At 70.3% G+C, this 21,616-nt stretch carries 18 protein-coding genes; 11 read left to right on the top strand and 7 right to left on the bottom strand.

The window, feature by feature from the left end:
* The first annotated feature begins 76 nt into the window (after nucleotides 1–76).
* Nucleotides 77–1,096, top strand: a complete 1,020-nt coding sequence (gene ruvB / locus RAH40_RS22305; RefSeq protein ID WP_306599844.1) for a Holliday junction branch migration DNA helicase RuvB — start codon at nucleotides 77–79, stop codon at nucleotides 1,094–1,096.
* On the opposite strand, the gene RAH40_RS22300 is transcribed toward ruvB, so the two are convergent.
* Nucleotides 1,093–1,623 carry a PadR family transcriptional regulator gene (locus RAH40_RS22300; RefSeq protein WP_306599843.1) on the bottom strand — a complete coding sequence of 177 codons (531 nt, stop codon included), beginning with the start codon at nucleotides 1,621–1,623 and terminating at the stop codon, nucleotides 1,093–1,095. The two genes, ruvB and RAH40_RS22300, sit on opposite strands and share 4 nt — an antisense overlap.
* A gap of 88 nt (nucleotides 1,624–1,711) precedes the next feature.
* On the opposite strand from RAH40_RS22300, the gene yedE reads away from it, so the two are divergent.
* The 6 genes from yedE (at nucleotide 1,712) to RAH40_RS22270 (ending at nucleotide 7,403) form a co-directional block, all read left to right on the top strand.
* Nucleotides 1,712–2,821, top strand: a complete 1,110-nt coding sequence (gene yedE, locus RAH40_RS22295; protein WP_306599842.1) for a YedE family putative selenium transporter — start codon at nucleotides 1,712–1,714, stop codon at nucleotides 2,819–2,821.
* On the top strand, nucleotides 2,818–3,033 hold the full coding sequence (locus RAH40_RS22290; protein ID WP_306599841.1) for a sulfurtransferase TusA family protein: 216 nt from the start codon (nucleotides 2,818–2,820) through the stop codon (nucleotides 3,031–3,033). The genes yedE and RAH40_RS22290 overlap by 4 nt, the downstream gene beginning before the upstream one ends.
* Nucleotides 3,030–4,187 carry an aminotransferase class V-fold PLP-dependent enzyme gene (locus RAH40_RS22285; RefSeq protein WP_306599840.1) on the top strand — a complete coding sequence of 386 codons (1,158 nt, stop codon included), beginning with the start codon at nucleotides 3,030–3,032 and terminating at the stop codon, nucleotides 4,185–4,187. The genes RAH40_RS22290 and RAH40_RS22285 overlap by 4 nt, the downstream gene beginning before the upstream one ends.
* Nucleotides 4,184–4,399, top strand: a complete 216-nt coding sequence (locus tag RAH40_RS22280) for a DUF3343 domain-containing protein (RefSeq protein ID WP_306599839.1) — start codon at nucleotides 4,184–4,186, stop codon at nucleotides 4,397–4,399. The genes RAH40_RS22285 and RAH40_RS22280 overlap by 4 nt, the downstream gene beginning before the upstream one ends.
* Nucleotides 4,400–5,298: 899 nt before the next feature.
* Complete coding sequence (locus RAH40_RS22275) at nucleotides 5,299–5,679, top strand: BlaI/MecI/CopY family transcriptional regulator (RefSeq protein ID WP_306599838.1); 381 nt, start codon at nucleotides 5,299–5,301, stop codon at nucleotides 5,677–5,679.
* The gene (locus RAH40_RS22270; protein WP_306599836.1) at nucleotides 5,676–7,403 is read left to right on the top strand and encodes a M56 family metallopeptidase; all 1,728 of its coding nucleotides are present in this window, start codon (nucleotides 5,676–5,678) and stop codon (nucleotides 7,401–7,403) included. Before RAH40_RS22275 ends, RAH40_RS22270 begins: the two co-directional genes overlap by 4 nt.
* On the opposite strand, the gene RAH40_RS22265 is transcribed toward RAH40_RS22270, so the two are convergent.
* The 5 genes from RAH40_RS22265 to RAH40_RS22245 are packed head-to-tail and all read right to left on the bottom strand — an operon-like array spanning nucleotide 7,400 to nucleotide 13,856.
* Entirely contained in the window at nucleotides 7,400–8,899 is a 1,500-nt protein-coding gene (locus tag RAH40_RS22265) for a Ppx/GppA phosphatase family protein (RefSeq protein ID WP_306599835.1), read from the bottom strand. The two genes, RAH40_RS22270 and RAH40_RS22265, sit on opposite strands and share 4 nt — an antisense overlap.
* A 31-nt stretch (nucleotides 8,900–8,930) precedes the next feature.
* Nucleotides 8,931–9,779 (bottom strand): signal peptidase I, encoded by an 849-nt coding sequence (lepB, locus tag RAH40_RS22260; RefSeq protein WP_306599834.1) that lies wholly within the window; start codon nucleotides 9,777–9,779, stop codon nucleotides 8,931–8,933.
* Nucleotides 9,776–10,366: a hypothetical protein gene (locus RAH40_RS22255; RefSeq protein WP_306599833.1), complete on the bottom strand. Its 591-nt coding sequence runs from the start codon at nucleotides 10,364–10,366 to the stop codon at nucleotides 9,776–9,778. Before RAH40_RS22255 ends, lepB begins: the two co-directional genes overlap by 4 nt.
* Nucleotides 10,363–12,864, bottom strand: a complete 2,502-nt coding sequence (locus RAH40_RS22250; protein WP_306599832.1) for a Tex family protein — start codon at nucleotides 12,862–12,864, stop codon at nucleotides 10,363–10,365. The genes RAH40_RS22255 and RAH40_RS22250 overlap by 4 nt, the downstream gene beginning before the upstream one ends.
* A 38-nt stretch (nucleotides 12,865–12,902) precedes the next feature.
* Complete coding sequence (locus tag RAH40_RS22245) at nucleotides 12,903–13,856, bottom strand: tyrosine recombinase XerC (RefSeq protein ID WP_306599831.1); 954 nt, start codon at nucleotides 13,854–13,856, stop codon at nucleotides 12,903–12,905.
* A 41-nt stretch (nucleotides 13,857–13,897) separates the two neighbouring features.
* On the opposite strand from RAH40_RS22245, the gene RAH40_RS22240 reads away from it, so the two are divergent.
* From RAH40_RS22240 to RAH40_RS22225, 4 genes are all read left to right on the top strand, one after another.
* A complete protein-coding gene (locus RAH40_RS22240; RefSeq protein WP_306599830.1) occupies nucleotides 13,898–15,709 on the top strand; it encodes a long-chain fatty acid--CoA ligase in 1,812 nt (603 codons plus the stop codon).
* 100 nt (nucleotides 15,710–15,809) lie between these two features.
* Nucleotides 15,810–18,548, top strand: a complete 2,739-nt coding sequence (locus RAH40_RS22235) for a response regulator (protein WP_306599829.1) — start codon at nucleotides 15,810–15,812, stop codon at nucleotides 18,546–18,548.
* Between the two features lie 31 nt (nucleotides 18,549–18,579).
* On the top strand, nucleotides 18,580–19,233 hold the full coding sequence (locus RAH40_RS22230; RefSeq protein WP_306599828.1) for a TetR/AcrR family transcriptional regulator: 654 nt from the start codon (nucleotides 18,580–18,582) through the stop codon (nucleotides 19,231–19,233).
* 111 nt (nucleotides 19,234–19,344) lie between these two features.
* The gene (locus RAH40_RS22225; RefSeq protein ID WP_306599827.1) at nucleotides 19,345–20,253 is read left to right on the top strand and encodes an alpha/beta fold hydrolase; all 909 of its coding nucleotides are present in this window, start codon (nucleotides 19,345–19,347) and stop codon (nucleotides 20,251–20,253) included.
* Between the two features lie 272 nt (nucleotides 20,254–20,525).
* Here the strand turns inward: RAH40_RS22225 and RAH40_RS22220 are convergent, their stop codons facing one another.
* Nucleotides 20,526–21,539, bottom strand: a complete 1,014-nt coding sequence (locus RAH40_RS22220; RefSeq protein WP_306599826.1) for a 3-oxoacyl-ACP synthase — start codon at nucleotides 21,537–21,539, stop codon at nucleotides 20,526–20,528.
* Nucleotides 21,540–21,616 lie beyond the last annotated feature (77 nt).

The following is a 21,616-nucleotide window of genomic DNA, read 5'->3' as shown; positions in this document are numbered from 1 at the left end:
CCCCTGAAGGACAAAGTATAGGGGATCCATCGCGGCGACACTAGACAAGGCTCTCCGGCCGTGAGGCAATCTACCCATGGATCACGCAAGGAACCCGGACCTCGACCCATCGCTTCCCGAGGAGCCCTTCGAATACTCGCTGCGGCCGCAGCGCCTGGCGGAATATATCGGCCAGGAGAAGGTGAAGGCCCGCCTGGAGATCGCCCTGCAGGCCGCGCTGAGGCGCCATGAGGTGCTGGACCACGTGCTGCTCTTCGGCCCCCCGGGCCTGGGCAAGACCACCCTCGCCCACGTGCTGGCCAACGAGATGAACTCGGCCTGCAAGGTCATCCAGGCCCCGGCGCTGGAGAAGAAGGGCGACCTCGCCGCCATCCTCACCAACCTGGACGACGGGGAGTTCCTCTTCATCGACGAGATCCACCGGCTGGCGGCGCCCATCGAGGAGATGCTCTACTCCGCCATGGAGGACCGCAAGCTCGACATCCTCATCGGCCAGGGCCCCTCGGCCCAGACCCTCAAGGTGGACCTGCGCCCCTTCACCCTGGTGGGCGCCACCACCCGCGCCGGCCTCATCAGCAAGCCCCTCCACGACCGCTTCGGCATGGTGCACCGCCTGGACTACTACACCCGCGAGGAGCTCACCGTCATCGCCCGGCGCAGCTCCCAGGTGCTGGGCGTGGAACTGGCCCCCGAGGGCGCGGAGAGCATCGCCCGCCGCAGCCGCGGCACCCCGCGCATCGTGAACCGCCTCCTGCGCCGCTGCCGGGACTACGCCGAGGTCAAGGGGGACGGCATCATCACCTCCGGCCTCGCCGACGCCTGCCTCGCCCTGCACGAGGTGGACGACCTGGGCCTGGAGGGCCTGGACCGCGCCTACCTGGAGGCCCTGTGCGTGAAGTTCCGGGGCGGCCCCGTGGGCGTGCGCACCCTGGCCGCCGCCCTGGGCGAGAGCGACGGCGGCGCCCTGGAGGACCTGGTGGAGCCCTACCTCATGCAGATCGGCTTCCTGGACCGCACCCAGCAGGGGCGCAAGGCCACCGAGGCGGCCTACGGATACCTGGGCCTGAAGACGGTGCCGAACTCCCTCTTCTCCTAGAGTCCAGCCTCGTACTCGTCCAGCCACGCCAGGGTGGCCTCGACGATGTGGACCCGGTGCGAGAGCACGGCCTTCAGGTGGTCCCCCCCGCCGGCCCGGAGCCTGCCGCGGATGTCCTCCAGCCACGCGAGGCAGGCCTCCCGCTGGGCCCGCACCAGCGCCCGCGCCCGGCCGGGCCCCGTGCCCCGGGCGAAGTAGAGGCGGGCGAAGAAGTCCTGGCGCATGTTCCGGATGCTGTCCACCGGGCTGTCCACCCAGGCCTCGAAGGCGGCGCGGCCGGCGGGGGTGACCTGCAGCTGCTTGCGGGACGGGTGGGACTCCCCTTCGATGAGCGTCCCCGCAAGGAGCCCCTTGGCCTCGAGCTTGTCCACCAGGGCGTAGAGGGAACTCTGCTTGATCTTCCAGATCAGGCCGAACCCGTCGAGGGCCTGCACGGCCTTGCAGAGGTTGTAGCCGTGCATGGGGGTCCGGTCGAGGATCCCCAGGAGGGTCAGTTCCAGGGTGAGCGGGGCGCTGGTGCGGGTCATGGGTCGATTCTAGCCGGATCCTGTGGCATCATTTAATGACTGGTCAAAGATTGAGTAGCTGATTTCCAACCCCTTCCAGAGGTATGCCATGGCCTTTCCATCCCGCCTTCTCACATCGCGCTGGGGCGCGATCCTCACGGGCGCCGTCATCGGCGTGCTGGCCCCCGTGCTGGTGCGCTGGGGCAACCCCGGCAACATGGGCGTCTGCGTCGCCTGCTTCACCCGGGATGTCGCCGGCGCGCTGGGCTTCCACCGGGCGGCGGCGGTCCAGTACCTCCGGCCGGAAATCGCGGGCCTGATCCTGGGATCCCTGGCCGCGGCCCTCCTGTTCCGGGAGTTCCGCCCCCGGGGCGGCTCGAGCCCGCTGGCCCGGTTCCTCCTGGGCCTGTTCGCGGCCATCGGCGCGCTGGTCTTCCTGGGGTGCCCCTGGCGTGCCTACCTCCGCCTGGGCGGCGGCGACTGGAACGCCATCCCCGGCATCCTCGGCCTGGCGGCCGGCGTCGGCCTGGGGATCCTCTGCCTCCGGCGGGGCTTCAGCCTCGGCCGCAGCCAGGGTTCCCCGAAGGCGCTGGGCTTCGTGATGCCCGCCCTCGCCCTGGGCCTCCTGGCCCTTCTCGTTCTCGCGCCCCTGTTCGGCCGGGATGCGGCGGGCCTGCCCACCGGACCGGTCTTCTTCTCCGCCAAGGGACCGGGCAGTCAGCATGCCCCGCTCTGGATCGCCCTGGCGGCCAGCCTCGCCATCGGCTTCCTCGCCCAGCGCAGCCGCTTCTGCTCGGTGGGCGCCGTCAGGGACCTGATCCTGCTCCGGGACGGCCAGATGTTCTACGGCCTCGTGGCCCTGGTGGCCGCGGCCGCCCTCACCAACGGAGCCCTGGGGCAGTTCAGGGCCGGGTTCGCCGGGCAGCCCCTGGCCCATACCGCGACGCTCTGGAATTTCGGAGGAATGGTCCTGGCCGGGCTGGCCTTCACCCTCGCCGGCGGTTGTCCCGGCCGGCAGCTCTTCCTCTCGGGCGAAGGGGACGGCGATGCCGCCGTCTTCAGCCTGGGCCTCCTGACCGGCGCCGCCGTCGCCCACAACTTCAACCTCGCCTCCTCCGCCGCCGGCCCCGCCCCCTATGGCCCGGCTTCGGTCCTTCTGGGCCTGGCCGTCTGCGCCGTCATCGGGCTGACCTTCCGCGAACCGGCCGGTGCCCGGTGAGCGCCCTCATCGATGCCCGCGGCCTGTCCTGTCCCGAACCGGCCATGAACGCGCGCAAGGCCATGCTCGCCGCCGGCGGGGGCACGATCCAGATCCTGCTGGATTCGGTGGCGTCCCGCGAGAACGTGGCCCGGGCCGCGGCCCACCTGGGCTGGCAGGCCGCCGTCAAGGACCTGCCGGGTGGGGAATTCCGGATGACGTTGACGAAATGAACGGCGTCATCTACCTGGACCACGCCGCCACGTCCTGGCCCAAGCCGCCCGGCGTGACCCGGGCCATGGCCCGCTTCCTGGACGAGGAGGGGGGCAACCCCGGGCGCTCCGGGCACCGCCTGTCCCTGGCCGCGGCCCGGACCGCGTACGGCGTCCGGGAGGCCGTGGCCGGGCTGGTGAACGCGCCCGATCCCCTGGGCGTGGTCTTCACGGCCAACGGCACCCACGCCCTCAACCTCGCCCTCCACGGCCTGCTGGCGCCGGGCTGCAGGGTCGTGGCGGGGGGGATGGAGCACAACGCCGTGCTGCGGCCCCTCCGGCATCTGGAAGCCCGGGGGATCGAGGTCGCCGTCGTGCCGGCGGCCCGGGACGGATCGCTGGACCCGGAGGCCTTCCGCCGCGCCGTCGTCCCCGGCACCACCCTGGTGGTGGTCAACCACGCCAGCAACGTCGTGGGCACCCTGGCCCCCGTGCGGGAGATCGCGGCCGTGGCCCATTCGGCCGGCGCCCTCCTCCTGGTGGACGCCGCCCAGACCCTGGGAGCGCTGCCCGTGGACATGCAGGCCCTGGGCATCGACCTCCTCGCCTTCACGGGGCACAAGGGGCTCCAGGGCCCGCCCGGCACGGGGGGCCTGGTGCTGGGCGCGGGCGTGGATCCCCGGCGCATCGCGCCGCTCCTCCAGGGGGGCACCGGGAGCCGTTCCGAACACGAGACCCAGCCGGACTTCCTCCCGGACCGGTTCGAGAGCGGCACCCCCAACGGCGTGGGCATCGCGGGGCTGGGCGCGGGCATCGCCTGGGTGCTGGAGCGCGGCCCCGCGGCCCTCCACGCGCAGGCCGCGGACCTCTCCCGGTTCCTCGCCGAAGGCCTGATGGAGATCCCGGGAGTGACGGTGCACGGGCCGAGCGACGCCTCAAGGCGCCTCGCGGTGGTCTCCTTCACCGTGGCCGGACTTCACGTCTCGGACCTGGGGCTCCGCCTCGACGAGGAGCACGGGGTGCTCTGCCGGGTGGGGCTGCACTGCTCGCCCGCGGCGCACCGCGCCATCGGCACCTTCAGCGAGGGCACGGTGCGGTTCGCCCCCGGCCCCGGGGTCACCCGGGAGGACCTGGAGACGGTCCTGCGGGCCGTGGCCGCCGTGGTGCGCGCGTGAGCCAGAGCGTCGCCCTGTTCCACGCCATCTCCGCGGCCCTCCGGGCCGAAAAGCTCCTCGGCCCCACCGGCTGGCCCTTCAAGCTGATCCCCACCCCCCGCCAGTTCTCCTCCGATTGCGGCGTGGCGCTCCGCTTCGAGACCGCCCGCCGCGCCGAGGTGGAGGCGGTCTTCGCCCGGGCGCGCCTGGATGCGGAGTTCCGGGAACTCTAGCTCCTGAGCCGCTGGGACCGGGCCCGCTGCGTGGTGATCGCCGCCCAATAGCCATGGGTTTGAACAAAATAACTTGAGAGTTGTATGTGCACTTGGGGCTGCCGGCAAACCCGGCGCACTTCGGAACCAGGATGAAGCGGCAACTCCCAGGAGAGCCTATCCCCTTTTATCCCATATATCTGCGTTAATCCCAGTTTCGGCAGGGCCGACGCTGCGATGGGTCGCCGCAGGTGTCATTGGACGTCCTTGACCTCGAGTTCCAGGGCCCCGGTTCCTTCGCGAGGCTTCATTCCCAGCCTGCGAACCTCGATCCTCGCTTTGCCGGAACTGATGAGAAGGCAGATAGGAAGGCCAGGGCGTCCTCGAACCCCTTCTCGACGAACCCTTGGCCCAGGGTGTTCGCAATTCGGTGGCGGAAGCCGGTGATCTGCTGGGTGAGGGGGGCCTGGATGGGAAGGGTCTGCCTCCACGACTCCAGGGCGCCGACACACCGCTGCCGGGTGGTAACGGGAATTGGATTTTCGGGAAAGAGCAGGATAAAGACTGGCTGGTCAAAGCCTGAGCCCGATGAACAGACACGGGTTCGCGACCAGGCGGCGTAAATTCGGGTGGCCTTGCCGTATCTCGTGGCCAGGCTGCGAACGGGTCCCACATCACGTCAGCTGGAAAGCACCTCGGCATCCAGCCACCTCCTTGTGGAATCCGGATGCCGCTTTCGAGCCAAGGGTGTGACCCAGCTATTCACAGCTTTGGGTTTGCCGACACGCCCTTCCTGGAATGGCTGGGATTTGGGAGAATTAACTAATATTTTATAGACCTAAACCCAGCTTCGGGCCAGCCGAAAACAATCTAGACAAAAAGTTCTAGACATGTTTGTCTATGTCCATTCCGGAGCTCCCATGGCCAAGCCCCTCAAACCCACCGCAGCGGAACTGGACCTCCTCCGGATCCTCTGGCGCCTGGGCCCCGCCACCGTCAAGGAGGCCCACGCCGAACTCCTGAAGGACCGGGAGGTGGCCTACTCGGCGGTGCTCCGGCTCATGCAGATCATGCACGGCAAGGGGCTCCTCCTGCGGGACGAGGCGCAGCGCTCCCACGTGTACCGGCCCGCCCAGGCCCAGGACTCCACCCAGACCGGCCTCCTGGGCGACCTCATCCGCAAGGCCTTCGCGGGCTCGGGCAAGGCCCTGGTGCTGGCGGCCCTGAAGGGCGGTCACGTGACGCCCGAGGAGCGCAGGGAGATCGAAGGCTGGCTCCGGGGCGAAGGAGGCGGGAAATGACCTGGCTGCCCGTGATCGAGGCCCTGGGCTGGGCCTTCCTGGACTTCATCTGGCAGGGCCTCCTGGTGTGGGCGGGAACGGCCGCGGCCCTGCAGGCGCTCCGGGGTCCCCGGCTGCGCTATGCCGCGGCCTGCGCGGGGCTCGCGCTGTGCCTGGCCCTGCCGGTGGCGGGGGTCCTGACCCGGCTGCCGGGGGCCGCCCCCGTCGTCAGCATCGAGCGCGTCCCGGTGGCGGCCCCGGTCCAGGCCACCCGGGGGCCCCTGCCGGCGCGGGTCCGCGCGGCGGTGGGCTCCCGCCTGCCTCTGGTGGTGCAGGTCTGGGCGCTGGGGGCGAGCCTCCTGGCGCTGCGCCTGGCCCTGGGCCTGGTCTGGGTGGGCCGGCTGGGGCGGCGCGGAGCCCGCGCGGCGGACGCCGCATGGAAAGGGCGCATGGAGCGCCTCGCCGCCGCGCTGGGCATGGCCCGGCGGGTCACCCTGAAGGTCTCGGCCTCCATCGACTCGCCGCTGTCCTTCGGGTGGTGGCGGCCGGTGATCCTGCTCCCCGCCGCCCTCGTGGCCGGCATGGACCCCCTGCTCCTGGAGGCGCTGCTGGCCCATGAGCTGGCCCATGTGCGGCGCTTCGACTACCTCGCCAACCTCCTTCAGACCGTCGTGGAGACCCTGCTCTTCTACCACCCCGGGGTGTGGTGGATCTCGGGGCGCATCCGGGCGGAACGCGAACTCATCTGCGACGAACTCGCGGCCGGGGCACTGGGCGAACCGCGGCGCCTGGTCCTGGCCCTGAGGGAGCTGGACCTCTTCCAGCTCTCCAACACCCAACCGGCCCAGGCGGCCCACGGAGGCAATCTCATGAACAGGATCCGACGTCTCATCCAGCCCGAACCGCGGCCCATGGCGTGGAAGCTCGCGCTCGCCATCGCGGGGTTCACCACGCTCTGCGGCGCCAGCGCGGCCCTGGCCCGCGTCCAGGCGGAGCCCGGCAAGAAGGACGTGCCGTACGCCATCGTCAGCAAGAAGAAGGACGGCATCACCCGTTCGGGCCCCGGCGCCGCCAACAAGGAGCTCTGGCGCCTGCGCGCGAAGCTTGAGGACGACTTCTTCTGGTTCAGGTCCGGCGGCAAGGACTACGTGGTCAGCGATCCCGCCCTGGTGGCCCGGGCCCGGGCGCTCCAGCAGCCCATGGAGGAGCTCGGGGGCCAGATGGGCGCCCTGGGCGGGGAGATGGGCGAAGTGGGCCGCAGGCAGGGCGACATCGGGCGCCAGCAGGGCGACGTGGGCCGGAAGCAGGGGGACATCGGCCGGAAGCAGGGGGAGATCGGCCGCCAGATGGGCGAGATCGGGCGCCAGCAGGGCGTCCTCGGAACCCGGATGGAGAAGGTCGAGCGCCGGCTGGACAACGACAACCTCAAGCCCGCCGAACGCAAGGCCCTGGAAAAGCAGCTCGCGGAACTCGAGGCGTCCATGCACGCCCTGGAGGCGAAGATGGAGGCCCTGGAGGCGCCCATGGAGGCCCTGGGCCGCGAGATGGATGAGGCCGCCAAACCCATGGAGGGCCTTGGGCAGAAGATGGAGGAGGCCGGAAGGCCGATGAAGGAGCTGGAGGCGCGGATGAAGGTGCTCAGCGCGAAGATGGAGGGGCTCAGCCGCGAGGCCGACGCGGGCATGAAGAAGCTCGCCGAAGAGGCCCTGGCGTCGGGCAAGGCCCGGCCTGCGGGCAGTCTCTAGGGCTCCTCCACCACCACCGCCACTTCCTTGTCCAGGAGCCGGAACAGGAGCTTGCCCTTGTCCTTGAGGCTCTCCAGTTCCGGCTTCAGGTCGCCGGTGGCGGTCAGGCGCAGGGTGAGATCGTCCCCGTCGGCCGTCAGGCGCACCAGGCGCACCGATTGCCGGCGGGTCCGGTCCAGGGCGTCGGCCACGCGGATGATGGCGGCCAGCTTCTCCACCACGTGCTGGGTCCAGGGCTTGAGCTGGGCGTAGGCCTCGTGGGTCATGGAAGGGGGCTTGCCCCGGTGGTAGCGCACGATCTGGCTCATGGCCTCGGTCTCCGTGGGCCAGAAGCCGGCGAGCTTGGCGTTGGTGATCAGGTAGGCGCCGTGCTTGTGGTGGCCCTTCTCCGAAAGGGAGAGGCCGATGTCGTGCAGGCGCGCCGCGTAGCCCAGCATCTCCCGCTCGGGGTCCCCCAGTTCGAACTCGGGCATGAGGTCCGTGAAGAGCTGGTCGGCCAGGTACGCCACGTGGCGGCTGTGCCCGGGATCGGGGTCCAGCTTGGCGGCCAGGGCCTCCACCGAGGCCCTGCGCCGGTCCCCCAGCACCGGCAGGGCCATGCCGCCGCGCGCCAGGGCCTGCCAGACCATGCCCTCCCGCAGGCCCACGGGCAGGGTGCGCACGTGGCCGGCCCCGGTCCAGGCCATGAGGGCCGCCACCCAGCTGGCCCCCACGTGGAGGACTTCCGCGCGCTTGGGATCGACCCCGAGCTGGGTCACCCGCTCCTGGGAGGAGGTCTTCCACAGCTTGCGCTTGAACTTCAGGAGCTGCTCGGTGTCGAAGGTGCCCTGGCCGCCGGCGCCGCTGGCCAGGTCGAGGAGCGTCCCGGAGGTGGCGAGGATGACCTCGGGGTGGGGCAGGTCCCCGGGCAGGGCCTTGGCGGCCTTCTTCAGGATCCTGCGGAGGAACTTGCGCACCCGCTGAAGGTCCTCCGCGGTGGGGGGGTTGGCCGTGGGCAGGGCGTCGGCGAGGCGCTGGAGGCCCCAGGGCATCGAAATGGTGGCCACGGCCCGGCCCGCTTCCAGCCACGTGAGCTCGGTGGACCCGCCGCCGATGTCCATGAGCACGGCGGGCGTGTCGGGGAACGGAATGGCGCGGCTGACCGCCAGGTAGATGAGGCTGGCCTCCTCCTCCCCGGAGATCACCCGGATGTTCACCCCCAGCCCCGCCGCCTCCCGGATGAACAGGGTCGCGTTGGAGGCCTCGCGCAGCGCGGCGGTGCCGCAGGCCAGCACCGTGTCGCACTGGAGCCCTTTGACCACCTCCGCCATGAGGGCCAGGGACTCCAGTCCCGCCTGGAAGGCCTCGGCGCCGATCTCGCCGGTCTTCAGGAGGCCCCGGGCCAGGCGGACCATGTGCTTTTCACGGGCCAGCACCCGCTGGTTCCCGACGGCATCGGTCTCCACCACGACGAGGTGGATGGAATTGGATCCGACATCGATGGCGGCGATTCTCATGGGGGAAGGGTAGCGCCACGCCGCCCCTTGTCTAGCGGGGAATGGTCCCCGTGCGGTCCCAGCGGGTCCAGGACAGGAAATGCCGCGCGCCGTCCACGAAATTCATGAGGACGTCCGTGGGGCCCTTGGGCACGTTGGCGGGCGTGTCGTCGGTGCCGCCCTCCCGGAAGCTCCACCAGATGATGAAGGGCCGTCCCCGGAGGTGGTCCATGGGAACGAACCCCCAGTAGCGGCTGTCGGCGCTGCTGTCGCGGTTGTCGCCCATGGCGAAGAGGAAGCCGGGGGGCACCTTCACGGGACCGAAGGTGTCGCGGTACCCGCCGTCCAGGCCCTCCTGGCCCTGCTGGTCCATGGCCAGGACCTCGGGGTCCGCGTAGTTCCACAGCTTGGAGGGGGGCATGTCGTCGTAGATGCCGGGGTCGCGGGTCAGGGGCCAGGGGCCCGGAACGGGGCCCTCCTTGCGGTCCAGGACGTGGTGCTCCCAGGCTGCGGTGACCAGCTTGCCGTTCAGGTAGAACCGCTTGTTCCGCATCTCGACGGTGTCGCCGGGCAGGGCCACGAGGCGCTTGACGTAGTCGTTGTTCCGTTCGAGCGGGTACCGGAAGACGATGATGTCCCCGCGCGAGGGGCTGCGCATGGGGAAGAGCTTCTCCTCCCAGGCCCACTGGGGCCGGGCGAAGATGAACTTGTTCACCAGCAGGTGGTCCCCGATCATCAGCGTGTTGCGCATGGAGGCCGAGGGGATGGTGAACTGCTGCCCCACGAAGGTCTTGAAGAAGACGATGAGCAGCACGGCGAAGAGGACCACTTCCAGGTTGTCCCGGACTGCCCCCTTGGCCACGCCCGCAGGCAGGACGTGTTCCAGTTTCTCCTCGCTCATTTGGCGCCCTCCGGAGGGGGATCGGTGTAGCCCTGGGAGACCAGGCGGCTCACCGCCACCCACTTGCCGTCGATCAGGTTCAGGGTCTCGACCTCGCCCAGGTCAGGGACCAGCAGGGTGCGGCGCCGAACGCCCCGGGCGCTGACGGGGGCGGACTCGACCCAGATGCCGGTGGCGTCGGGGTCGGGCAGCTTCACGCCCGGGATGTCGACCCGGGCCCTTCCCACCACGAAGTTGACGATGCCCCGGTCCTCCCACCGGGAAACCCGGTCCGGGAAGCCCGCGGGCAGGACCACCAATTCCTTGGAACCGTCCAGCTTCAGGGCCTCGAGACCGTCCTGCAGGCGGAAGGTGGCCTCGGTCACGGAGGTGAAGCTGGCGTAGGTGCGCACCACGGTGCGCCCGTCGGGCCCAAGCGTCGAGGACTTCACCCGCACCTGGAGCCGCTGGGAGGCCTCGGCGCCGGGCCGGGCGTAGACGAGGGTCTGGCCTGCCTCCCAGGAGGCGTAGACGGGCACCCGGTCCCGGGTGACCAGGTGGTCGCAACCCGCCGTCAGGAGGAGGCCGGCGGCGAGGATTCGTCTCATCGCAGGCCCCGGTTGTACTTGGCCATGAGGTCCGAGAGGCTCGCCGTGCCGGGCGCGGGCTGGGGAGCCTTGGGCGCCGCGGCGGTGGTCCTGGCCGGGGGCCGGGTGTCGGGCTTGCGTTCCGGCCGCGGGCCGCGGTCGGGGCGGGGGCCGCGGTCGGGGCGGGAGGGACGTTCCGGCCTGCCCGCGGCGGCCTGGGGGACGCCGGCCTGGGGCGCCGGAGCGCCGCCCTGGGGGCGGGGAGGCCGCTGGCCCTGGGCCCGGGGAGGCCTGGGCTCGCCCTGGGGCCTCGGCTGGCGCTCGGGCCTGGGACCCGCGGGACGGGGGGCCCCGCCGCCTCCGGGCAGGAGGGCCTTGATGGAGAGGCCGATGCGCTTGGACTTGAGGTCCACCGCCAGCACCTTCACGCGCACCGCCTGGCCCACGCTGAGGGCCTCGGAGGCGTTCTTGACGTAGTGGTGCGAGATCTCGGAGAGGTGCACCAGGCCGTCCTGGTGGACGCCCACGTCCACGAAGGCCCCGAAATCGGTGACGTTCGTGACGATGCCCTGCAGCTCCATGCCGATCTCCAGGTCCGAGGGCTTGTGCACCCCCTCCTTGAAGACCACGGCCTCGAAGCGCTGCCGGGGGTCGCGGCCGGGCTTCTTGAGCTCGGCGATGATGTCCTTGACGGTCTCCACGCCGAACTGCGCGTCCGTGAAGAGGGCCGGATCCAGGGCGTCCAGCACCGCGTCGTTGCCCACCAGCTCGGGCACGGACTTGCCGGCCATCTGGCAGATGCGCTGCACGACGGGGTAGGACTCGGGGTGCACGGCGGAGGAATCCAGGGGGTTCTCGCCGTCCCGGATGCGCAGGAAGCCCGCAGCCTGCTGGAAGGCCTTCTCGCCGAAGCGGGGCACCTCCATGAGCTGCTCCCGGTGCCGGAAGGCGCCGTTGGCGAAGCGGTGCTGCACGATGTGCTTGGCCAGGCTCTCGCCGATGCCCGCCACGTAGGCCAGGAGCCGGTAGCTGGCGGAGTTGAGGTCCACGCCCACGCGGTTCACGCAGGACTCCACCACCTCGTCCAGGCCCTTCTTGAGGGCGGTCTGGTTCACGTCGTGCTGGTACTGGCCCACGCCGATGGACTTGGGCTCCACCTTGACCAGCTCGGCCAGGGGATCCTGGAAGCGCCGCGCGATCGAGATCGCGCCGCGCACCGTGACGTCCTGCTCGGGGAACTCCTCCCGGGCCACGTCGGAGGCGGAATAGACGGAGGCGCCGGCCTCGCTGACGGCCACGCACAGCACGCCTTCGCGGCCGGTGTCCTTGAGCCACTCCCGCAGGAAGGCCTCGGCCTCGCGGCCCCCGGTGCCGTTGCCGATGGCGATGGCCTCGATGGGGTACTTGGCCCCCAGCTGCTCCAGGATGGCCCGGCTGCCCTCGATGTCCCGCTTGGGCTCGAGGGGATAGATGGTGGCGGTGTCCATGAACTGGCCCAGCCGGTTGATGATGGCGAGCTTGCAGCCGGTGCGGATGCCGGGGTCGACCCCCAGGGTGCAGAACTGGCCCGCGGGGGGCGCCAGGAGCAGGTGGTCCAGGTTGGTCTGGAAGACCTTGATGGCCTCCAGGTCCGCCTTCTTCTTGGCCTCGACCCGCACGTCGGTCTCGATGGTGGGCGCAAGAAGGCGGTCGAAGGCGTCGCCGCACACGTCATGGAGCATGATGCGGTAGGCCGAGGCCGGGTTCACCTGCACCTTGGAGACCAGGCCGGTCACGAGGGTCTCCCGGTCCACGACGAGCTTGACGGTGAGGATCTCCTCCTTCTCGCCGCGGCGCACCGCGAGCACCCGGTGGCCGGGCATCTTGCGCAGGGGCTCCTGGAACTGCCAGTAGGGCTTGAAGCGCAGCGCCTCGGGGGCCTCCTTGCGCTCCTCGCGCAGCTCGGCATGCAGCACGCCGGTGTCCAGGAACACCTGGCGCAGCCAGGAGCGCACGTCGGCGTCCTCCGCGAGGCGCTCGGCGAGGATGTGGCCCGCGCCCTCCACGCACTTGCTGGGGGTCTCGGTGCCTTCCTGGTCCGCCTTGACGAAGGGGGATGCCAGCATGAGGGGATCGGCGCCGTCGGCGTCCGTGAGCAGCGCGTCCAGGAGGGGCTCGAGGCCCCGCTCCCGGGCGTCCGTGGCCTTGGTGCGCTTCTTGGGCTTGTAGGGAAGGTAGAGGTCCTCCAGCTCGGTCTTGGACCAGGCCGCCTCGATGCGCCCCTTCAGCTCGGGCGTGAGCTTGCCCTGCTTGTCGATGGTCTTCAGCACCGTCTCGCGGCGGTCCAGCAGCTCCTTGAAATAGGCGAGGCGCTCCTCCACGGCCCGGATCGCCACTTCGTCCAGGGAGCCGGTGGCCTCCTTGCGGTAGCGGGCGATGAAGGGAACCGTGTTCCCTTCGTTGATCAAGGCCGTGACGGCCGCCACCCCCGCCCGGGGCAGGGAGAGTTCCTTGCAAATGCGATCGACCAACAACTCCACGGCACGTTCCTTTAGGTCACCTGGGAGGTGAAAGGGAATCATACCCTAGAATCCGTGCGCGCTCGCGGGTGGGCCGATTCGTAGGTCCTGGCGAGGCTTTCCAGGTCCAGGTGGGTGTAGCGCTGGGTGGTGCTGAGGCTCGCATGCCCCAGGAGTTCCTGGATGGCCCGCAGGTCCATGCCGTGGTTGAGGAGGTGGGTGGCGAAGCTGTGCCTCAGGGCGTGGGGGCTCACCCGGGCCCGCACCGCCGCGGTCTCCAGGGCCTTGGCCAGGAAGCCCCGCACGCTGGTGGGCGTGAGCCGTCCCCCCCGCTGGTTGACCAGGACGGCCGCGGTCGGCGGCAGGTTTTTTACCGCCAGGAATTCGCGGCGAAAGGCCAGGTAGGCGTCCAGCACTCCGGCGGCCTTCTCGTGGAAGGGCACCAGGCGCTCCTTGCTCCCCTTGCCCATGACCCGCAGGGTGCGCTCCGGCAGGAGGAGGTCCTGGAGGTCCAGCCCCGTGAGCTCGGACACCCGGAGCCCGCAGGCGTAGAGGAGCTCGAGGATGCAGCGCAGGCGGGACGAAGGGAAGTCGGCGGGCTCGGGCAGGTCCAGCAGCGCGCCGCTCTCGCCCTCGGTGAGGAAGGCCGGGAGCCGCTTGGGCAGCTTGGGATTGCGCAGGCCCGTCGAGGGGTCCTGGCCGATGCGCTGGGTCTCGAACAGCCACCCGAAGAAGGACCTCACCGTGGACAGGATCCGGGCCTGGCTGGCGGGGTCCAGCCCCCGCTCCCCCAGCTCCATGGCGAAACCGCGCAGGGTCCGGGGCTTGACGTCCCAGCCCTCCCAGCCGGCCCCGGCGGCGTGGGCCAGGAGCTTGCCCAGGTCCGCCTTCCGGGCTCTCAGGGTGTGGGGCGAGACCCCGCGGGCCCGCTGCTCCAGCACGAAGGCGGCGACCGCCTCCGCGAGGCCGGGCCGGCCCTCGGGCCCCGCCATGGCATGTCCAGGGTTCTCCATGCTGCTACCATGCCACGATCCCGTCCCTCCGGAGCCCCGACTTGGTCGAAACAATCCCCCAGCTCTTCTATAAGGCCCTGGAACGGGAGGACCCCGCCGCCCTGGCCCATCGGGTGGAGGGCGCCTGGGTGCCCATCTCCCACCGGGAGCTCCAGGCCCGGGTGGAGCGCCTGGCCCTGGCCCTGGAGGCCCGCGGGGTCCGTCCCGGGGACCGGGTCGGCATCCTGTCCGAGAACCGGCCCGAATGGGCCGTCGCGGACTACGCCTGCGCCGTCTCGGGGATCGTCTCGGTCCCCGTGTACCCGACCCTGAACCTCCCCCAGACCGCCCACATCCTGCGCCACAGCGATTCCCGGTGGATCCTCTGCTCCACCCCGGAGCAGCTGGCCAAGGTCCTGGACCTCTGGCCGGAACTCCCCGGCCTGGAGGCGGCGGTCCTGATGGCCGGCGAGGCGCCCCCGGCCCCCGGGCGGAGCATCCTCCGCTGGAACGACCTCATGGCCGAGGGCGGCGCCCTGGAGGCACGGCGACCCGACGTCCGCGTCCGGGCCATGGCGGTCCGCCCCGGCGACCTGCTGACCCTCATCTACACCTCCGGCACCACGGGCGACCCCAAGGGCACCATGCTCAGCCACGGCAACGTGGCCTCCAACGTCCTCCAGGCCCTGACGGCCCTGGAGGTCCGGGCCGGCCAGCGCTGCCTGAGCATCCTGCCCCTTTCGCATATCTTCGAGCGCATGGGCGGCCACTACACCATGTTCCACGCCGGCGTGTCGATCCACTACGGCGAGAGCCTCCAGACCATCGCCCGGGACCTCCTCGAGGTGAGGCCGGAGATCCTGCTGGCGGTGCCGCGGATCTTCGAGAAGCTCTACGGGAAGGTGCGGGAGCAGGTGGCGGCCGGGGGCCTCCTCAGCCAGTGGATCTTCCACTGGGTCATGGCCCTGGGGCGCCGCATGGCGGCGCACCGCTACCGCGACCGGCCCCTGCCCTTCCTCCTGGGCCTGGGCCGGATCCTCGCCGACGTCCTGGTCTTCGGGAAGATCCGCGCCCGCCTGGGCGGGAGGCTGGGCCTGGCTGCCTGCGGCGGCGCCGCGATCCACCCCCGGATCCTGGAGTTCTTCTGGGCCGCGGGCATCCCCCTCTACGAAGGGTACGGCCTCACCGAGACCAGCCCGCTGCTCACCATCTCCCGCAAGGGCGACATGGTCCCCGGCTCCGTGGGCCGGCCCATCCTGGACCGATGGGAGGGCCTGCCCTTCCTGAAGCTCGCCGAGGACGGCGAGATCCTCTGCCACGGCCCCAACGTCATGCAGGGCTACTGGAACGACGCGGAGGCCACCCGCGAGGTGATGGACGCCGAAGGCTACTTCCACACCGGCGACATCGGGGAGATGGACGCGGCCGGCCACGTGCGCATCACCGACCGCAAGAAGGAGATCCTCTGCACCTCGGGCGGGAAGAACATCGCCCCCCAGCCGCTGGAGAACGCCCTGCGCGCCGACAAGTACGTCGAGCAGGCCGTGGTGGTGGGCGAGGGGCGCAACTTCATCAGCGCCCTGATCGTCCCCGACTTCGCGGTCCTCCGCCGGTGGGCGGCGCACAAGAAGCTTCCCTTCGCCTCCGACGCGGAGCTCTCGGCCCTGCCAGAGGCCAACGCGAAGATCATGGCCCGGGTCGAACGGATCAATGCGCGGTTCTCCAATTATGAACGGATCCGGAAGGTGGCCCTCCTGGACCGGGAGCTCACCCCGGACAGCGGCCTGCTGACCCCCTCCCTGAAAGTGAGGCGCCGGGCCGTCAACGAGGCCTTCGCGGCGAAGATCGAGGCCCTCTATGGCCCCACGCCTTAACGAAAATTAATTGGTGAATTCATATATCTGCCTTAAGGTGGCCTAGGAATCCTTCGACACAATTCATCGTCGGGCGGCTTCATTCACAGGAGACTGCTGGATGAGTGACTCCAACCCGTCGCCGGCCCCGGTCATCACCCTGGTCAACGACGATCCCGTGCAGCTGAGTCTCCTTTCGAGGATCCTCGAGAGGGCGGGCCTGGACGTCCGGGCCTACGCCAGCGCCGAGGCGGCCCTGGGCGCCATGGACCGGGAGCGCCCGCCCAGCCTGGTCCTCACCGACCTGTACATGCCCGGCATCGACGGGTGGCGCTTCTGCCGCCTCCTGCGCTCCCCGGAGTTCGCATCCTTCAACGCCGTGCCCATCCTGGTGGTGTCCGCCACCTACGCCGGGGACGAGCCCGACCGCATCGCGACGGACCTGGGCGCCGAATCCTTCCTTTCCGCGCCGGTGGACCCCCTCCTGCTGACCCGGCGGGTGCGGGCCATCCTGGAGGGACGCCAGGTGCGGTCCCTGCCACGGGTCCTGATCGTCGAGGACAGCCGCACCCTGGCGGGAATGCTCCGCACGGCCTTCAACGGCCACGGCTACCAGGCCGACACGGCCTCCACCGTGGCCGAGGCGCTGGCGGCCTTCCGGGGCGCCTCCTACGACGTGGCGGTGCTGGACTACCACCTGCCCGACGGGCTCGGGGACACCCTTCTGGACGATTTCAGGAACCTCCGGCCCACCTGCGTCTGCCTCATGATGACCACCGACCCGGGGCCGGAGCTGGCCCTGGACTGGATGAAACGCGGCGCCGCCGACTACCTGCGCAAGCCCTTCCAGGTGGCCTTCCTGCTGGAGCTCTGCGCCCGCGCCCGCCGGGAGCGCGCCCTCCTCCGCGTGCAGGACATGCTCGAGCAGCGCACCCGCGAGCTGCGCCTGAGCGAGGAGAAATCCCGGCAGGCCGCGGAATTCGCCCGCCACATCCTCGATTCCACCGACGCCCACCTGGCCGTGGTGGACGGCGACGGCACGATCCTGGACGTGAACGAGGCCTGGCGCCGCTTCGCGCGAAGCAACGGCGGCGGCGACGAAAGCGTCTGGGGCCCCGGCGCCAGCTACTTCCGCAACGACACCCCCGGCGACCCGGCCTACGAGGGCATCCGGCGCGTCCAGGACGGCGGGCTCCCCTCCTTCGAAGTCGAGTATCCCTGCCACTCCCCAGTGGAGGAGCGCTGGTTCTCCATGCGGGTCCAGCCCTTCCTCGGGCGCCCGGGCACCGTGCTGGTGGCCCACTTCGACGTGACGGTCCTCAAGCGCGCCGAAGCCAGGCTCCAGGAGAGCGAAATGCGCATGAGCGCCCTCCTCAACGCCGTGCCCGACCTCATGTTCACCCTGGACGCCGAAGGCAACTTCATCGACGCCCATGCCCCCGACGAGGCCCTCCTCTTCCGGCCCAGGGAGGCGTTCATGGGCCGCCACCTGCGGGAGGTCCTCCCTCCGGACGTGGCGGCCGTCACCCTCGCCCACGTGGAGGAGATCCACCAGAGGGGGGAGACGTCCCCCTACTGCTACGAGTCCTTCCACGGCGGCGAGAAGCGCTACTTCGAGTGCCGGATGGTGCCCTGCAGCGGGGACCAGGTGCTGGCCATGGTGCGCGACATCACGGACCGCCGCCGGGCCGAGGCCGAGGGCGAGATCCTCCAGGCCCAGCTCCTCCAGGCCCAGAAGATGGAATCCATCGGCCGGCTCGCCGGGGGCGTGGCGCACGACTTCAACAACATGCTCTGCGTGATCATCGGCCTGGGGGACCTGCTCCTTTCCCGCACCGACCCTGCCCACCCGTTCCACGCCCACCTCAGCGAGATCCACAAGGCCGCGGAGCGATCCTCCAACCTCACCCGCCAGCTCCTGGCCTTCGCCCGCAGGCAGGCCATCGCCCCCAGGATCCTGGACCTGAACCCCACGGTGGAGGACATGTTCAAGATGCTCCGCCGGCTCATCGGCGAGGACATCGAGCTCACCTGGACCCCGGGCCCGGACCTCTGGCGGGTCCGGCTCGACCCCTCCCAGATCGACCAGATCCTTGCCAACCTGTGCGTCAATTCCCGGGACGCCATCCGGGACGTGGGCACCATCCACATCTCCACCCGGAACCGGACCGTCCTCGCGTCCCAGTGCCTGAACCGCCCGGGCCTGGCGCCCGGGGACTACGTGCTGCTCACCGTGAGCGACGACGGCCAGGGCATGGACGAGGCCACCCGGAAGCTGATCTTCGAGCCCTTCTTCACCACGAAGGAGGTGGGCAAGGGCACCGGCCTGGGCCTGGCGACGGTGTACGGCATCGTCAAGCAGAACCGGGGCTGGATCGAGGTCGCCAGCCAGCCCGGCCGGGGCACCGCGGTCACCATCTACCTGCCCCGCGACCTGGGCCAGGCCGAGCCCCAGCGCCTGGAGGGGCCCGCCCTCGGGCCCGGCCAGGGCCGGGAGACGATCCTCCTGGTGGAGGACGAGCCCGCCATCCTGGCCATGGCCACGGACATGCTCCGGGAACTGGGCTACCTCCTCCTGCCCGCGGCCACCCCGGCCGAGGCCCTCCACCTCGCCGAGGGCCGCCGGGAGCGGATCGACCTCGTGCTGGCCGACCTGGTGCTGCCCATCATGAACGGCCGGGACCTGGCCCGGGCCGTGCGGGCGCTCCACCCCGAGGCGCGCACCCTCTTCATGAGCGGGTACGCCGCCGGGGACTCCCTGGACGCGGCGGTGCGGGACGACGGCGCGCCCTTCCTGCAGAAGCCCTTCTCCCTCAAGGAACTGGAGCACAAGGTGCGCGACGCCCTGGGTGCGAGTTGACCGGCCCCGGCCGGACCCCTACCCTGGAAGAATGAGACTGACCCAGGGTGAAAAGTCGGAACGCAGCCAGGTGGCCATCCTCCAGGCGGCTCTCCACCTCTTCTCCAGGCAGGGCTACCGCGGCACCAGCATCCGGGAGATCGCCACCGAGGCGGGCCTTTCCACCGGGAACGTGTACCACCACTTCCCCGACAAGGAGACCCTCTTCACGACCCTCCTGGCCCAGTACTGGGAGGACATCGACGATCCGGAACTCCCGTTCAACAAGGCCCTGGCCGCCGGCGCCTTCCCCGACGACATGGAGGCCCTGGCCCGGGCCGCCGAGCAGACCATCCGGGACCACCGGCAGTATGTGGCCCTGATCTATGTCGACGTGGTGGAGTTCGAAGGGAACCACATCCGGAAGTTCTACAGCGAGATGTCCGGGCGCTTCGCCAGGTTCCTGGAGGCCAGGTATCCCGGGGACGCCCTGAAAGAGCGCATGGCGCCCGGCTTCGAGCCCAGGACCGCCCTCATGATGGCCAGCCGCATCTTCCTGCAGTACTTCGCCGTGGAGATCCTGTTCGGGGTCCCGGAACAGTTCGGGCTGCCGACCTCCGTGGCGCTGCGGGAGATGGCCGGGATCCTCCGCAAGGGCATGCTCAGGCCCGCCCCCGGCAAGGCTGCGAAGGTCCGCAAGGCGTGAACGCCGGCGGCGAGGAACCGCGTTGACAGGTCCCTCGGGCGGAGCGTACCATCGTCCCAACCAGTCACATACCAATCGTTCGTTTTGTTGTTCTGCCCGCCGGGAGAAATGATGAGCAAGCTCGGAATCGCGTTGACCGGGGTGGCGGTCCTCCTCCTGGCTGCAGCCGGGCTGTCCGCGTGGCTTATCGCCAAGCGCCCGCTGCGGGTCTTCGCCTGGGCCATGCGTCGGACCTTGAAGCGCCTGGGCCTGGTCCAGATCGCCATCCCCTCCCCCTCCGGGCCCCAGAACGCCTTCCTCGGGGGCAACGGCCCCCTGCTCGTCCTGATCCACGGCGCGGGCGACCACGCGGGTACCTGGGCCAAGGTGGCCCCGGCCCTCCTGAAGGACCACACCCTCCTCATCCCCGACCTGGCCGGGCACGGCCAGAGCGCCCCCGCGGCGGGCCCCATCGACACCGCCGTCATCGTCGCCGGCCTGGAGGCGGTGCTGGAGAACGCGTGCCAGGGCCGCAAGGCGACCCTCGTGGGCAATTCCCTGGGCGCCTGGATGGCCATGGTCATGGCCCAGCGCCTGCCCGGCCTGGTGGAGAAGGTCGTGGCCGTGAACGGCGGCTCCCTGCCGGGCTCCGGCAAGCCCGTGAACCTCCTGCCCACCACGCGCCAGGAGGCCCGGGAGACCATGGCCCAGCTGCGGGATCCGTCCAACCCCCCCGTCCCTGACACCGTCCTGGACGACATGATCCGCCAGGCCCGAACCAGCAGCCTCGCCCGATTCGCGGGAACCTTCGCCACCATGGCCCCCTGGCTCATGACCGAGGACCAGCTCCGCACCCTCCAGGTCCCCGTCCGCATGGTGTGGGGCACCGCCGACGCCCTCATGCCTCTGGAGTATGCCGCCCGCATGCAGGCGGTCCTCCCCGACTCCCGGCTCTTCCCCGTCGAGCGCTGCGGCCACGTGCCCCAGTCCGAAGCCCCCCGCCGCTTCCTGGACGCGCTGGCCAAGGCCCTGGAGGCCTGATTTCCCAAGCCGCCGGCGACGGTCCATGGCCAAGCCAGGGGCGATCGCCGGCGGGGATTCCCGGAGAGGGGTTGGCTCCTGCTCTCCGGGAATCCGGTCATGATTCCCTGTCCCGTTCATCCCTTGCATCGGCGTTCATCCTGTTCCCGCAGGGCCAAAGCCGGGATGGGCCGGAGCGCGGGTTGCGCGCATGAGCCGACCCATCGCGGCTTCGGCCCTGCGGGAACAGGATGGACGCCGATGCCTGGGATGAAGGGGATCAGGGTCCGGTCTTATTCGGAGTAGGGGCCCCACTGGATGACCGTCGAGGCCCAGACGAAGCCCAGGCCCGCGCCCACGAAGACGATCTTCGATCCGTCCTTGATCTTCCCGGCCTTCAGGCCCAGTTCGAGCGAGAGCACCTGGTCGTTCTGGCCGATGTGGCCGTATTCGTCGAGGTACGTGGTCTGTTCCTGGCCCAGGCCCAGCTCTGCAAGCACGGCGTCGTGGGCGCTGCGCTTGAAGTGCAGGATGGCCAGGTAGTCGATGGCGTCCTCCTGGAATCCGGAGAGCTTCATCGACTCGCGGATCACGGTGTAGAAGTTGGGCATCGTGACCTCGCCGAGCTTGGCCTTGAAGGCCTCCTCGTCGGGAACCACGAAGTGGGCGCGCTCCAGGTCCCCGGCCGCGGGGGGCCACTCGCGGCTGCCCAGGGCCGGCACCACGCACATCTCGGACAGGGAGCCGTCGCCGCGGAAGGCCGAGGCCAGCACGGCGTTCCGGCCCGCGTTCTTGCGCAGCACCACGGCCGAGCCGCCCGAGCCGATGTCCAGCATGAAGCGGGTGGCGGGAACGTCGAGGTCGATGAGGTCGTTGTTGCGGTAGCCCGACACCAGCAGGACCGTCTGCAGCTCCGGGTGGCTGAACATCAGGGCCTTGGCCACGTCGAGGGCCGCCATCATGGAGCCGCACATGGCCTCCATGTCGAAGCTCCAGGCCTTCTTCGCGCCGATCTGGTTGGCCACGTAGAGCCCGGCCAGCCAGCAGGGGTAGTCCTTGTGCTGGGCGCCGCACCAGATCACCAGATCCACGTCCCCGCCCGCGACGCCGGCCTGGTCCAGGGCCTTGCGCGCGGCGGCCAGGCCCATGAAGGCCGTGGTCTCGCCCGGGCCCGCCACCGGTTTCTCCTTCACGCCGAACTTGAGCGCGATGACGGGTTCGGGGATGCCGGTGGCGGCGGAGAGGTCCGCAGCGGTCAACTTGCCCTCGGGAAGCCAGGTCCCGTGCCCGATGATGCCTACATGCATTAGGGTCTCCAAAGAAGTGAATCGGTTCTCATTTCAATTACGCCGTTCGGGACCATTCGTCAAGGGGGACCAGCAGG

The sequence above is a fragment of the Geothrix sp. 21YS21S-2 genome, assembly GCF_030846775.1.
In the GTDB taxonomy this organism is placed as follows: Bacteria; Acidobacteriota; Holophagae; order Holophagales; family Holophagaceae; genus Mesoterricola.
Note: the sequence above shows the minus strand (reverse complement) of the source record. Positions and strands in the feature narration are given on the sequence as shown.